Genomic DNA, 12970 nt, shown 5'->3' with positions numbered 1-12970 from the left:
ACTCGAAGGAGACCCTCATGGCACTGAGAATCATCGTCGGCGGCGACAACGCCGGCTACGGCTACAAGGAAGAGTTCAAGGCCCTGCTGGAGGCCGACGACCGCGTCGAGTCGGTTCTCGACGTCGGCGTCGGCTCGGCCGACGACGGCACCTTCTACCCCAACGTCGCCGTCGCGGCCGCGGAGAAGGTCGCCGCGGGCGAGGCGGACCGGGCGCTGCTGGTGTGCGGCACGGGCCTCGGCGTCGCGATCGCGGCGAACAAGGTCCCCGGGATCCGCGCCGTGACCGCGCACGACCTCTACTCCGTGCAGCGTTCCGTGCTCTCCAACAACGCGCAGGTGCTGTGCATGGGCCAGCGCGTGATCGGCCTCCAGGCCGCCCAGGAGCTCGTGAAGGTGTGGCTCGACCTCGAGTTCGACCCGGAGTCCTCCTCCGCGGCGAAGGTCGACGCCATCTGCGCCTACGACGGCTCGCTCGACCAGGCCTGACCCGCCCGACCCCGCCCGCAGCCGTGCTCCGAAAGGTTCCACCTGGATGGCACCTTTCGGAGCACGACCGGCCGAATCGCCCCGGCGAGAGTCCCCACGGCGCACCGGGAGTCACCGGAGCGCACCGGGACACCGGAGACTGATACCGGCGTCACCCCTGCGCGGCGTCGGGAACGGCGCCGCGGGCTGGACGCACGGTGACCTCCGCAGGACCCGGAGCACCCCTCGAACGACACGGAAGGATCCCGCATGAGCACCTTGTGGATCGGCACCAGCTGGAAGATGACCAAGACCCTGGCCGAGGGTCGGGCGTGGGCCGAGGGCCTGCGCGACCAGTTGGGCGGCCAGGACAACCTGGACCGTGCCGCCCCGACCGGCGTGCAGCCGTTCGTCATCCCGTCGTTCACCGCGACCACCACCGTGCGGGAGGTCCTCGGCGAGGACTCCCCCGTGCTGCTCGGGGTGCAGAACGCCCATTGGGAGGACGCCGGCGCCTGGACTGGTGAGGTGTCCGTGCCGCAGGCCAAGGATGCCGGTGCGCAGATCGTCGAGATCGGTCACTCGGAGCGTCGTGAGCACTTCGGCGAGACCGTGGAGACCACGCGGCTGAAGGTCGCCGCGGCCCTGCGCCATGGCCTCACGCCCCTGCTGTGCATCGGCGAGAGCCTCGCGGTGAAGGATGCCGGCGGCTCCTCCGAGTTCATCCTGGAGCAGGCCGCCGGGGCTCTGGGCGGGCTCAGCGCCGAGGAGCTCTCGCGTGTGGTCATCGCCTATGAGCCGATCTGGGCGATCGGCGAGAAGGGCCGACCGGCGACCGTCGAGGAGCTGATCGAGCCCTTCGCCGCCCTCGGCGCGCAGTACACCGGGACGGTCGCCGGGATCCTGTTCGGCGGCTCCGTGAACCTCGACAACGCGGCGGACCTGCTCCGGATCGACCATGTGACCGGCCTGTTCGTCGGCCGTACCGCGTGGGAGCTGGGCGGCTACCTCGAGCTGCTGCGCATCGCCGAGGCCCACGCAGGATCCTGAGCGCCATGCCCCCCGGGGAATCGGGGGATGGCCCCCAGGCCCTGCTCGGGGTCCGGCGATACCCTGAGAGCAGTCGGTGACGAGAGACGACGCCGGCCCCCGCACACGGGTCCTGCACCGGGGTCCGGTCGATGGGTCCAGCATCTGGGTCCTGTACACGGGTCCTCCGCAGAGGCTCCGCACGAGGGCCCAGGCCGTCGTCCCCGCCGCGGACGTCAGCTCAGTCCCACGAGAGGCCTGGGGGTGCCCATGAGCGAGCAGTTCCGGACGAATGCTCAACCTGATCGGCGGGGTCGTATGCCCCGCCCCCATCCCATGCCCCGAGGCAGGAACATGGGCTGGTCGGCGACAGCGAGACACCGCCCCTCGTGGGGCCCACCCGGCGATCCGCTCGTGGGGACGGTCCATGCCCCGCTCTCGACGGCGATCGCCGTGCCGCGTCGGCGCGGGCGGTGGCTCACCACCGTCGTGCCCACCGTCCTCGGCGGCACGTTCGGGATCAGCAGCTTCATGGTGCTCGGGGTGAGCAGCCTCATCGGGGGCGCCGGCCTGGTGGCTCCGCTGCTCGCGGGCCTGGGGGTCGGCATCGTCGTCGGCGGCGGCACGGCCTTCCTGCTGCGCAACCGCACGCAGAAGCCGGTGCGGCTGGGCGGCGCCGCCGAGCTGCCGGCCGGGACCCGTGTCGTGCTCGAGAAGATCGTGCACTCCACGAAGCACCAGCGACGGAGCCTCACCCGGATGAGGCGAGCCAGGCCCGGCCCGGCGGTCAGACCCGTGCTGAACCGGGCGGAGCTGCTGCTGCAGCGGATCAATGCCCTGGTGGGCTCCGCCGCCCTGCAGTCACGTCGTGCGTCCGACGACGACGTGCTCATGCTGGAGGGCATGGCCGCGCGCTACGTCCCGGAGCTGGTGCGTGCCCTCGAGGACACCGTCGGCTTCCTCTCCCCCGTCACCGGCGAGGCACGGGAGAAGGCCCTGGCGAACCTGCAGAGCATCGACCAGCAGCTGTCGGCGCTCGGCGAGGAGCTGGATCGGATCGAGCACGACATCGTCGCCGGGGTCACCCGCTCGCTCGACGTTCACTCCGAGTTCCTGAGGCGCCGCCTGCCCGAACAGGGCAGGAGCCCTGTCGAGGATCGCTGACGCCGACGGCGACGCGCACAGTCGGCGCCACCCTGAGAAGGACGACGCCGGTCAGACGGGGTCGGTCGCTCCCTGCGCCTCGACCTCGCTGGTCCGGATGGACCGCACGAGCACCGCGTCGAGGTGGTCGGCGAGCGCCTTGAGCGCCGCATCGTGATGGTGCTGGCGCACCTTCGCCAGGATCGTGCCGTGCTCCTCGTACGCCTCACGGGCATCGAGCTGCAGCGGACCGCCCTCCCAGGTCTGGCGCATGCGGTGCGTGTGGGTGCTCAGGCTCTCGAACATCTGGGCCAGGTAGCGGTTGTCCGCGTGCTTGTAGAGCACCTGGTGGAAGCCCCAGTCGGCCTGGAAGTGCTCATGGACCAGCTCGTAGGAGACCTCGCCGGTCCGTTCGGCCGTCTCGATGCGCTCGATGATCTCGGCGTGATGGGTCTGCGCCGCCTCGAGGCCCGCGAGCAGGTCGTCCCAGTGCTCGAAGGCGCGGTCCAGCACGGCGAGCTCGATGGTCTTGCGCGCCTCCAGGAGCTCAGTGATCTGCTCCACGTCGAGCATCGGCGCGACGACGTACCCCCGCAGCGCGACGTACTCGACCAGGCCGGAACGCTCGAGGGACACCATCGCCTCGCGCACCGGGGTGGGTGAGACCTCGAGGTCCCGGGCCAGTCCGTCGATGCTCAGGCGGGAGCCCGGCGCCCACCGGGCCTCGAGCAGACGCTGGAGGATGAGCTCCTCGACCTCGTCGCGCAGCACCTGTCGTCTGATGGCCATCTGATGATTCCCTTCGAGCGCGGGGGTCCGGACGTCAACGGCCGAACCCCCGCAGCGGTGGTCCCGATTTCCCATAGGATACCCAGCCGTCCGGGCCGACTGCTGGGGATCCGGGCAACCGGTACGCCGAGCCTCCGCGAACCCGACTCCCCGGGAGCCGGGAGTGCAGGGCCCTCAGGCCCGCGTCAGCTCCACGGGCTGACCCGTGCGCACGGACTCCTGCGCCGCAGCGACCACGCGCACCGTGCGCAGGCCCACGTCGCCCGAGGGCTCCACGGCCGTGCCCGCGCGCACGGCCCCGAGGAATGCCTCGAGCAGGGCCGCGTCGGAGTCCACGCCGTAGGGCAGCCACTGGCCGGGCCCGCCGACGTGCTCGGCGAAGGCGTCGACCTGGAGCTGACCGCCGGTGCCCACGGCCTGGATCCGGAGGCCGCCCCAGGTGGGGGCGTCGGCCGGCTGCGACCAGGAGCAGTCGATGGTGGCGACCAGGCCCGAGTCGTAGGTCAGGGTGACGAGCCCGCCGGTCTCGGCGCCCTCGCCGGCCCGGTCCGCCCAGAGGATGCGGTTGCTGGTGGCGTGCACCGTCGTGGGCGGGCCGACCATCGAGTCGAGGATCTCGGCGATGTGCACGGTGTGGTCCACGAGGGAGCCGCCGCCGGCGAGCTCCACGTCGGTGAACCAGGCGCGGGTGTCGGGCAGCTTGCCGTTGTTGGTGCCGGTGATGCCGATGACCTCGCCGAGGGCGCCGTCGGCCACGGCGGCGCGCAGGGTCTCTACGGCCGGGGCGAAGTGCACCGGGAAGGCGGTCATGAGCACCACGCCCGCCTCGGCGCACGCGGCGACCATGGCTTCGGCGTCGGCGACGTTCGTGGCCAGCGGCTTCTCGCACAGCACGTGCACACCGCGGCGGGCCGCCTCGAGCACGAGCTCCTTGTGGTGGGCGTTCGCACTGGTCACGACGATCGCGTCGGGCCCCTCGGGCCAGGCGTTCCACGCCTCGTCGTAGGAGCCGACCACCGTCACCCCCTGCACATCGCCGAACCCGTCGGGATCGGCGACCACCAGGTCGATGTCGGCGCGCGGCTCGAGCCGGGCCGCGTACGCCCCGGCGTGGGTGTGCGCGCAGCTCATGAGGGCGATCTTCAGCGTGCCCGTGCTGGGCGATGCGGTCAGCATGTGATGCTCCGTCCGGTGCGCAGGGACTCGAGGGCGGCGCGGGACACCTCGACGGCGTAGGCGCCGTCGGCCGCGCTGACCCGGGTGGGGGTTCCGGAGCGGAGGGCGGCCGCGAACTCGAGGATCTCCTCGGCGTAGGGGCTGCGCATGCCGCTCACGTCGGGCAGGAAGCCGTCTCCCGCGGCCTGCTGCTCGGTGGCGACCCCGTCGAAGACGACGCCCGGATCACCGGCGGAGTCGTACTGCAGGCGGCCCGCATCCCCGGCGAGGTCGAAGGTGTAGCGGAAGGTGGTGCCGGGCGGGCCCCACAGGCCGCGGCAGTGGCTGATGGCGCCACCGGTGTGGGTGAGCACGGCGTGGGCGGTGCGCACGGTCTCGGTCGAGCTGGAGATCGACTGCTGGGCGTAGACCCGCTCGACGGGCCCGGCCAGCCAGATCGCCTGGTCGATGTCGTGGATCATCTGGTCCATGATGATGCCGCCGGACTGCGATTCGTCGGCGAACCAGGGCTGCGTGGGGAAGGATCCGGTGCGCTCGAAGCGGAGCACCGCGATCCGCCCGATGGTGCCGGCCTCGACGGCGGCCCGGGCTGCGGCGTACTGCGGGAAGAACCGCACCACATGCGCGGGGAACAGACGACGACCTGCGCGGTCGGCGTGCTCGACGACGGCGCGGGCGTCCTCGGTGGTGAGCGCGAGCGGCTTCTCGCACACGGCGTCCTTCCCGGCGTCGAGCGCCTGGTGGACGATCTCGGCGTGCACGGCGGTGGGGGTGCAGACGTCCACGACGTCGACCGCGGCGAGGAGGTCCTCGAGGGTCGCGTGGACCGTGGCCCCGAACTGCTCGGCGTACTCCTCCGCCCCGTCGAGGCTGAAGCAGTGCAGCTCGGCACCGGTCTCCAGCCATCCCGGGGTGTGGGCGCGTGAGATGCCGCCCGTTCCGATGACGCCGACGCGAACTGGCGCGACGGGTGGTGACGACGTGGTCATGGTCAACCTTCCGGGCTGGACGGACCCTATTTACGAAAGCGGTTTGCGTAATCCTTCCCGGTGTCCCGGGCGGTGTCAAGAGTCGCGAGCGGTCGAGACGTCCGCCGGAACGGCGATCGGCGGAACGCCCGCAGGGTACGGCGACAGGAGCGGCAGAGACGCCGAGGCACGGCACGGCGGCAGGAGCGTCGGCCCGGCCGCATATGCTCTCGCCACCTGATGAAGGGACCACCATGACCACCCTGTGGAAGCTCACGATCGACTGCTCCTCCCCCGCGCTGCTGGCACGCTTCTGGTCGGAGGCGCTCGGCTACGAGCCCGCCCCGGTGCCGGCCGGCTACGCCAGCTGGGAGGCGTGGCTGATCGCCTATGACGTGCCCGAGGACGAATGGGACGACGGCGCCTACCTCCAGGATCCGACGGGCGCGGCACCCTCGATCTCCTTCCTGCGGGTCCCCGAGGCGAAGACGGTCAAGAATCGGCTTCACCTGGACGTCCAGGCCGGGGGCGGACGGCAGATCCCCCAGGATCAGCGGTGGCCACGGGTCGCCGCGGAGGTCGAGCGCCTCACCGGCCTCGGCGCGACGGTCCTCCAGCAGCACGACGGACCCGACGGCCCCGACCACGTCGTCATGGCCGATCCCGAGGGCAACGAGTTCTGCGTGGTCTGAGGGCGCGCCGTCGGTCCAGGATCGAGCCCTCACGACCCGGCCGCGGCCCGCTACCCTCACTGCCATGAGCAGCATTCCTGACCCGGCCGACACCCGCACCCAGCGCGAACGAATGCTTGCCGGCGACTGGTACATCTCCGACCAGGAGCTCGGGACGCTCCAGCTGCAGGCGGCTCAGCTCGCGGATCGGTACCACCGGGCGTGGCTCGATGACGCCCCGGAGGCCCGTGACCTGCTCCAGGAGCTGCTGGGCGGGGTCGGTGAAGAGACCGTCGTGCGCCCGCCGATCTCCCTGGACTACGGCAGCAACGTCACCCTCGGAGCCCGCACCTTCGTGAACTACTACCTCACGGCGGCCGACGTCGCGGCGATCACCATCGGCGACGACTGCCAGATCGGCCCGAACGTCCAGCTGCTCACGCCGATCCACCCCACCGACCCGGGGCCCCGGCGGGAGGGCCTGGAGCGCGCCGAGCCGATCACGATCGGGGACAACGTGTGGCTCGGCGGCGGGGTCACCGTGCTGCCCGGCGTGAGCATCGGCGACAACTCGGTCATCGGAGCATCCGCCGTGGTCACGAAGGACATCCCGGCGAACGTGGTCGCCGTCGGCAACCCCGCCCGGGTGATCCGCGAGCTCTGAGATCGGGCACAGCGCCTACGTCGCGACGTCGGCCCTGCCAGCCCCGTCGCCCCCGCCGATCGCGTCGGCCGTCTGCTGCTCCCGGAACATGCTCCCGAAGAAGATCGCGACCAGCAGCGCGAGCGCGGCCGGCACCAGCCAGATCGGGATCCAGTCATGCGTGCCGTCGGCGGCGAGGAAGGCGTCGACGATCGGCCCGGAGATCAGCGAGCCGATCAGCAGGCCCACGCCGTAGGTGGCCAGGGAGATGAGGCCCTGCGCAGCCGAGCGCACCCGCGCGGGGGCGAAGCGGTCCGTGTAGATCTGCCCTGCCACGAAGAAGAAGTCGTAGCAGACGCCGTGCAGCAGCAGTCCGATCACCACGAGCCACAGCAGGGAGCCGGAGTCACCGAGAGCGAACATCGCATAGCGTGCGGCCCAGGCGAGCATGCCTATGAGCAGGGTCTTCTTCACACCGAGCTTCCTCAGCATGAGCGGCATGAGCAGCAGGAACCCGGCCTCCGAAAGCTGCCCGAGGGACTGCACCGCAGCGGCCCTCGGCACCCCGATCTCGTTGAGGTAGAGGTTGGTGAAGTTGTAGTAGAACGCCAGCGGGATGCAGATGAGGATCGAGGCGATGAAGAAGACCAGGTAGGAGCGGGACTTCAGCAGCGCCAGGGCATCGAGGCCCAGGATGTCCCGCACGGTGGCGGGGCCGTCGCTCGGCTCCGGCGGGGTGTGCGGGAGGGTGAAGGCGTAGACGCCCAGCAGCGCCGAGCCGATCGCGGCCATGACGAAGGTGTTCGAGAGCGCCCCGCCGGTCTCCCAGCCGAGCCAGCCGATGAGCAGGCCCGCGATGATCCAGCCGATCGTGCCGAACACGCGCACGCTGGGGAACTGCCGCTCCGGGCTCTCCATGCGGCGGAACGAGATCGAGTTCGCGAGCGCCAGGGTGGGCATGAAGGACACCATCGCGAGCAGGGCGAAGACGAAGAAGGGACCGAAGTCCTCCTGGCGCCCGGCGAGGAACAGCATCACCGCGCTGAACAGGTGCAGCACGCCGAGGATGCGCTGAGCGGCGAAGAAGCGATCGGCGATCAGGCCCACGATGAAGGGGGCGAGGATCGCGCCGAGACTCTGGGTGAGGAAGGCGAGCGCGATCTGGCTGCCCGTCGCCTCGAGATCGCTGGCGAGGTAGGTCCCCAGGGTGACGAACCAGGCGCCCCACACGAAGAACTCGAGGCACATCATGGCCGAGAGGCGGGTGCGGGTCAGCGAATCCAGCATGCCGAGGACCTTAGCCTGTGAACTGGGTCACCGAGAGGAGTTCCGTGCACTCAGGCGGCGTCGCGGGCCGCGTCCGCGACGTCGGCGGCGAGCGCCCCCGCGTCCTCGTCGGAGAGGTCGTGCACGGTGAGCCGCAGGTGGCGCGAGGATCCCGCCTCGGGCGCGAGCCGGAAGTCGTACCCGGTGCGCACGAGCCACCCCCGCCGCATGAGCCGCTCGGCGACCTCACGGGCCGGGGCCGGGACGGGCACCCACAGGCTCATCCCGTCGCCGGCCTCGACCGGCAGGCCCAGCGCGGTGAGGCGGGCGGCGAAGCTCGCGTTCCGCTCGGCGTAGTGGGCGCCGGCGCGGCCGATGAGCGCCAGGGAATCAGGGTCCCGCATCACGGCGTGGGTGATCCGCTGCAGCAGATGGCTGACCCAGGTGGTGCCGGGGCTGAGCCGCTGCGCGAGCCGGCCCGCGGTGTCAGGGTCGGTGGCGGTCACGGCCAGGCACATGTCGGGGCCCACGAACTTCGAGACCGATCGCAGCAGCGCCCAGCGCCGATGCCCCGGACCGATGATCGAGTGGAAGGGCCGCTGGGAGAGGTAGGAGTAGTAGTCGTCCTGGATGACCAGCACGTAGGGATGTTCGTCGAGCACCTCGCGCAGCTGGGCGGCGCGCTGCTCGCTGAGCGAGGCCCCGGTGGGGTTCTGGGCGCGCGGGGTGCACACGACGGCGCGCACTCCCTGCTCCAGGGCGGAGCGCAGGCCCTCGACGGTCATCCCCTCGGCGTCGACCGGGACCGGCACCGCACGATATCCGCCGAGGCGGGCGATGTGGATGCTGGCCAGGAAGCACGGGTCCTCGAGGGCCACGGCGTCGTCCCGCATGAGCGCCTGGGCGAGCAGCCGCTCCACGGCGTCGACGGCGCCGCTGGTCAGGGTGAGCCGCACGTCGGCGGGGTTCCCCGGGGCGTCCGGTGTCATCCAGTCCCGGGCCCACTGCTCGAGATCGCGGTCGATCACGGGTTCCCCGTAGAGCACCGGGCGGCCCGCGGCGGCGGCCAGCGCCGGCGCGAGGTCCGGGATCAGGCGCGGATCGGGGTTGCCCGTGCCGACATCCCGGAGGGACCCGGCGGCGGCGAAGCCCTCCTGCGCGACGGCCTGCCGCTGCGCGACCCGCGTGCCGGCACGCCCCTGAGAGACGACCACGCCGGAGCGGGCGAGGTTCCGGTAGGCGGCCACGGCGGTGTTGCGGTTGACCTGCAGCTGCTCGGCGAGGGCGCGCACAGAGGGCAGGCTCTGCCCCGGGGCCAGCTCGCCGCGGTCCACGAGGGCCCGCACGCTGTCGGCGATCTCCACGGCGGTCCCACCGCTGATCACCAGGTCGTCGTCGTTGCTCACCCGGCCGAGTCTAGGCGGGGTCGGCGGTCGCCCACGGACATCCGTCGACGCTTGACCCATGCCGTGCTACTTTTTGGCCTAGGTCAATGTGGTGCAGGGAGGGCCGACGCGTTCGATGCCGTCAGCCCGCGCCGCGCGAGCGACAAGGACACCTCATGAACAGCACCCCCACCACGGGCACTCCCACCACCGGCACCGGAACCGTCAAGCGCGGGCTCGCGGACATGCTGAAGGGCGGCGTCATCATGGACGTCGTCACCGCGGAGCAGGCGAAGATCGCCGAGGACGCCGGCGCGGTCGCCGTCATGGCCCTCGAGCGGGTCCCCGCGGACATCCGCGCCCAGGGCGGGGTCTCCCGCATGAGCGACCCCGACATGATCGACAGCATCATCGAGACCGTCTCGATCCCGGTGATGGCCAAGGCCCGCATCGGCCACTTCGTCGAGGCGCAGATCCTCCAGGAGCTCGGGGTGGACTACATCGACGAGTCCGAGGTGCTCTCCCCCGCCGACTACGTGCACCACATCGACAAGCAGCGCTTCACCGTGCCCTTCGTGTGCGGCGCGACCAACCTCGGCGAGGCCCTGCGCCGCATCACCGAGGGTGCTGCCATGATCCGCTCCAAGGGCGAGGCCGGCACCGGCGACGTCTCCGAGGCCACCAAGCACATCCGCACCATCACCGCCCAGATCCGCGAGCTGGCGGCGAAGAGCGAGGACGAGCTGTACCTCGCGGCCAAGGAGCTGCAGGCCCCGTACTCGCTGGTCAAGGAGGTCGCCGAGACCGGCACCCTGCCGGTGGTGCTGTTCACCGCGGGCGGCGTCGCGACCCCGGCGGATGCCGCGATGATGATGCAGCTGGGGGCCGACGGCGTCTTCGTCGGCTCCGGGATCTTCAAGTCCGGCAACCCCGAGCAGCGGGCCGCCGCGATCGTGAAGGCGACCACCTTCCACGACGACCCCTCGGTGATCGCCGAGGCCTCCCGCGGGCTGGGCGAGGCGATGGTCGGCATCAACGTGGCCGATCTCCCCGCCCCGCACCGCTTGGCCGAGCGCGGCTGGTGACCACCGCGACCCGCGTCGGCATCCTGTCGCTGCAGGGCGACGTGCGCGAGCACGCCCGGGTGCTCACCGAGCTGGGCGCGCAGGTCGAGTTCGTGCGCCGACCGGGCGAGCTGGTCGGCCTCGACGGCCTCGTGCTGCCCGGCGGGGAGTCGACGGTGATCGACAAGCTCTCCCGGGCGTTCGGGATCCAGGGCCCGCTGCGCGACGTGATCGCGGGCGGCCTGCCCGTGCTGGGCACCTGCGCAGGGCTGATCCTGCTCGCGAACCGTCTGGCCGACGGGATCGCCGGTCAGGAGACGTTCGGCGGTCTCGATGCGACGGTGCGACGCAACGCCTTCGGCGGTCAGGTCGAGTCCTTCGAGACGGAGCTGGAGGTGCCTGCTCTCGGTCCGCCGACGATCCGGGCCGCCTTCATCCGGGCCCCGGCGATCGAGGAGCTCGGCCCCTCGGCGACAGCACTCGCCTCCCTCCCTGACGGCCTGGTGGTGGCCGCCGAGCAGGACGGCCTCCTGGGGATCGCCTTCCACCCGGAGTCCACCGGGGAGACCCGGTTCCACCAGCGGTTCCTGGACCGGATCCGCGGCGCCTGAGACGACGAGAGGGACCGCCGGGCGTCCTGCCCGGCGGTCCCTCCCCGCCCTCGATTCACCGGAGCTGGAGCTCGTACGCGGCGGTCGTGAGGAAGGCCGGGAACGTCTCGCCGAGCACGGCCTCGCTCAGCAGCGCCGCGGCGTCCTGCGCCCGGCTGCCCTCCTCACGGGACATCTCCTCGGCGCACTGCTCGATGAGGTACTCGACCTTCTCGGCCACCACCGGCATGCCCCGCTCGGTGAGCATGCCCTGGTTGATCCACTGCCACAGCTGGGAGCGGGAGATCTCGGCGGTCGCCGCATCCTCCATGAGGTGATCGATCGCCGCGGCGCCCTGCCCGCGCAGCCAGCTGTCGAGGTAGCGCAGCGCCACCCGCACGTTCTGGCGGACCCCGGCCTCGGTGACACGGCCTCCCTCCACGTGCAGGTCCAGCAGGTCCTCGGCGGTCACGGCGACGTCCTCCCGCAGCCGGTCCAGCTGGTGGGGAGCCTCGCCGAGCACCGCGTCGAACTCCGCCTGCGCCGCCGGGACCAGGTCCGGATGGGCCACCCACGTGCCGTCGAAGCCGTCGGTCGCCTCCCGGCGCTTGTCGTCGGAGACCATCTCCAGGGCCTGCCGCGTCACCTCCGGATCCCGGCGGTCGGGGATGAACGCGCTCATCCCGCCGATCGCGTGGGCGCCGCGGCGATGACAGGTGCTCACCAGCAGCTCCGTGTACGCCCGCATGAACGGCACGGTCATCGTCAGCTCCGAGCGGTCCGGCAGCACCCGTCGCCGTCCTCGGTCGCGGAACATCTTGATGATGCTGAACAGGTAGTCCCAGCGGCCGGCGTTCAGCCCGGCGCAGTGGTCGCGCAGCTCGTAGAGGATCTCCTCCATCTCGAAGGCCGCGGGAAGCGTCTCGATGAGCACGGTGGCGCGGATGGTGCCGTGCTCGAGCTCCAGCTGCTGCTCCGTGTGCGTGAAGACCTCGTCCCACAGCCGCGCCTCGAGATGGGACTCGAGCTTGGGCAGGTAGAAGTAGGGGCCCACGCCGCGCTCGACGAGCTCGCGGGCGTTGTGGACGGCGTAGAGCCCGAAGTCCACGAGGGCCGCGATGGCCCGGCCGCTGCGCCCGCGCGGTCCGGTGTACCGCAGATGCGCCTCGTCGAGGTGCCAGCCGCGGGGCCGCAGCACGATGGTCGGGGTCTCCTCGCCCAGGCGGTACTCCTTGCCCTGCTCGGAGACGAAGTCGATCTGCCGACGGATCGCATCGTGCAGGTTCACCTGCCCTCCGATGATGTTCTCCCAGGTGGGGCTGAGGGCGTCCTCGTGATCCGCGAGCCACACCCGGGCCCCGGAGTTCATCGCGTTGACCGTCATCCTGCGGTCGGTGGGGCCGGTGATCTCCACCCGGCGGTCCTCGAGGCCGGGACCTCCGCCGGCGACGGTCCACTCGGGATCCTCGCGGACGGCCGCGGTGGTGGGGAGGAAGTCGAACATGGCCCCGGCGGCGATGGACTCGCGGCGCAGGGTCCTCGCCTGCAGCAGCCGGTGACGCTCGCACTGGAAGAGGTCGTGCAGGCCGGCGACGAAGTCGAGGGCCGCCGGGGTGAGGATCTCCTCGAAGCGCTCGGACATCGGACCGAGCACCTCCAGGGTGCCGCGGCCGGCCGACGGGTCGGGTCCGGTCCGGCCGGAGCGGTCGGCCTGAGTCGCCTGAGTGTTCCGGGTGGTTCGGGTGGGTCGGGTGTCCTGGGTGAGGGTCATCAGATGCT

At 71.5% G+C, this 12970-nt stretch carries 13 protein-coding genes; 7 read left to right on the top strand and 6 right to left on the bottom strand.

Translation table 11 applies throughout. The annotated features are described in order from the left end of the window. Window positions 1-17 precede the first annotated feature (17 nt). The 3 genes from ABD093_RS03635 (at window position 18) to ABD093_RS03625 (ending at window position 2660) form a co-directional block, all read left to right on the top strand. Complete coding sequence (locus ABD093_RS03635; protein ID WP_343922515.1) at window positions 18-488, top strand: ribose-5-phosphate isomerase; 471 nt, start codon at window positions 18-20, stop codon at window positions 486-488. 249 nt (window positions 489-737) lie between these two features. After that, window positions 738-1517 (top strand): triose-phosphate isomerase, encoded by a 780-nt coding sequence (locus ABD093_RS03630; protein ID WP_343922513.1) that lies wholly within the window; start codon window positions 738-740, stop codon window positions 1515-1517. Window positions 1518-1910: 393 nt separating this feature from the next. Continuing rightward, on the top strand, window positions 1911-2660 hold the full coding sequence (locus ABD093_RS03625) for a hypothetical protein (RefSeq protein ID WP_343922511.1): 750 nt from the start codon (window positions 1911-1913) through the stop codon (window positions 2658-2660). A 51-nt stretch (window positions 2661-2711) separates the two neighbouring features. Here the strand turns inward: ABD093_RS03625 and ABD093_RS03620 are convergent, their stop codons facing one another. The 3 genes from ABD093_RS03620 to ABD093_RS03610 form a co-directional block, all read right to left on the bottom strand. Further along, on the bottom strand, window positions 2712-3428 hold the full coding sequence (locus ABD093_RS03620) for a GntR family transcriptional regulator (protein ID WP_343922509.1): 717 nt from the start codon (window positions 3426-3428) through the stop codon (window positions 2712-2714). 174 nt (window positions 3429-3602) lie between these two features. Further along, the gene (locus tag ABD093_RS03615) at window positions 3603-4604 is read right to left on the bottom strand and encodes a Gfo/Idh/MocA family protein (protein ID WP_343922507.1); all 1002 of its coding nucleotides are present in this window, start codon (window positions 4602-4604) and stop codon (window positions 3603-3605) included. Beyond that, window positions 4598-5593 (bottom strand): Gfo/Idh/MocA family protein, encoded by a 996-nt coding sequence (locus ABD093_RS03610; protein ID WP_343922505.1) that lies wholly within the window; start codon window positions 5591-5593, stop codon window positions 4598-4600. Before ABD093_RS03610 ends, ABD093_RS03615 begins: the two co-directional genes overlap by 7 nt. 233 nt (window positions 5594-5826) lie before the next feature. On the opposite strand from ABD093_RS03610, the gene ABD093_RS03605 reads away from it, so the two are divergent. Further along, complete coding sequence (locus tag ABD093_RS03605; protein ID WP_343922503.1) at window positions 5827-6264, top strand: VOC family protein; 438 nt, start codon at window positions 5827-5829, stop codon at window positions 6262-6264. Between the two features lie 64 nt (window positions 6265-6328). Then, on the top strand, window positions 6329-6907 hold the full coding sequence (locus tag ABD093_RS03600) for a sugar O-acetyltransferase (protein WP_193117662.1): 579 nt from the start codon (window positions 6329-6331) through the stop codon (window positions 6905-6907). Window positions 6908-6922: 15 nt separating this feature from the next. Here the strand turns inward: ABD093_RS03600 and ABD093_RS03595 are convergent, their stop codons facing one another. Both ABD093_RS03595 and ABD093_RS03590 read right to left on the bottom strand, forming a co-directional pair. Next, window positions 6923-8173: a nucleoside permease gene (locus ABD093_RS03595; RefSeq protein WP_343922501.1), complete on the bottom strand. Its 1251-nt coding sequence runs from the start codon at window positions 8171-8173 to the stop codon at window positions 6923-6925. Between the two features lie 50 nt (window positions 8174-8223). Further along, window positions 8224-9558, bottom strand: a complete 1335-nt coding sequence (locus tag ABD093_RS03590) for an aminotransferase class I/II-fold pyridoxal phosphate-dependent enzyme (protein WP_343922499.1) — start codon at window positions 9556-9558, stop codon at window positions 8224-8226. A gap of 155 nt (window positions 9559-9713) precedes the next feature. Here ABD093_RS03590 and pdxS point away from each other — a divergent pair, with 155 nt between their 5' ends. Then, the gene (pdxS, locus tag ABD093_RS03585) at window positions 9714-10622 is read left to right on the top strand and encodes a pyridoxal 5'-phosphate synthase lyase subunit PdxS (protein ID WP_343922497.1); all 909 of its coding nucleotides are present in this window, start codon (window positions 9714-9716) and stop codon (window positions 10620-10622) included. Continuing rightward, entirely contained in the window at window positions 10616-11212 is a 597-nt protein-coding gene (gene pdxT, locus ABD093_RS03580; protein ID WP_343922602.1) for a pyridoxal 5'-phosphate synthase glutaminase subunit PdxT, read from the top strand. Before pdxS ends, pdxT begins: the two co-directional genes overlap by 7 nt. 55 nt (window positions 11213-11267) lie before the next feature. Here the strand turns inward: pdxT and aceB are convergent, their stop codons facing one another. Further along, complete coding sequence (aceB, locus tag ABD093_RS03575; protein WP_343922495.1) at window positions 11268-12962, bottom strand: malate synthase A; 1695 nt, start codon at window positions 12960-12962, stop codon at window positions 11268-11270. Between the last annotated feature and the right edge of the window lie 8 nt (window positions 12963-12970).

This window comes from Brachybacterium tyrofermentans (assembly GCF_039526165.1).
Taxonomy (GTDB): domain Bacteria; phylum Actinomycetota; class Actinomycetes; order Actinomycetales; family Dermabacteraceae; genus Brachybacterium; species Brachybacterium tyrofermentans.
This window is presented reverse-complemented; position numbering and strand designations above follow the sequence as displayed.

Excerpts from the sequence above, each read along its gene's own strand:
- ABD093_RS03635 (WP_343922515.1), top strand. The coding sequence starts at position 18 with ATGGCACTGAGAATCATCGTCGGCGGCGACAACGCCGGCTACGGCTAC.
- ABD093_RS03610 (WP_343922505.1), bottom strand. The coding sequence starts at position 5,593 with ATGACCACGTCGTCACCACCCGTCGCGCCAGTTCGCGTCGGCGTCATC.
- ABD093_RS03615 (WP_343922507.1), bottom strand. The coding sequence starts at position 4,604 with ATGCTGACCGCATCGCCCAGCACGGGCACGCTGAAGATCGCCCTCATG.
- ABD093_RS03595 (WP_343922501.1), bottom strand. The coding sequence starts at position 8,173 with ATGCTGGATTCGCTGACCCGCACCCGCCTCTCGGCCATGATGTGCCTC.
- ABD093_RS03620 (WP_343922509.1), bottom strand. The coding sequence starts at position 3,428 with ATGGCCATCAGACGACAGGTGCTGCGCGACGAGGTCGAGGAGCTCATC.
- ABD093_RS03630 (WP_343922513.1), top strand. The coding sequence starts at position 738 with ATGAGCACCTTGTGGATCGGCACCAGCTGGAAGATGACCAAGACCCTG.
- ABD093_RS03605 (WP_343922503.1), top strand. The coding sequence starts at position 5,827 with ATGACCACCCTGTGGAAGCTCACGATCGACTGCTCCTCCCCCGCGCTG.
- aceB (WP_343922495.1), bottom strand. The coding sequence starts at position 12,962 with ATGACCCTCACCCAGGACACCCGACCCACCCGAACCACCCGGAACACT.
- ABD093_RS03600 (WP_193117662.1), top strand. The coding sequence starts at position 6,329 with ATGAGCAGCATTCCTGACCCGGCCGACACCCGCACCCAGCGCGAACGA.
- pdxS (WP_343922497.1), top strand. The coding sequence starts at position 9,714 with ATGAACAGCACCCCCACCACGGGCACTCCCACCACCGGCACCGGAACC.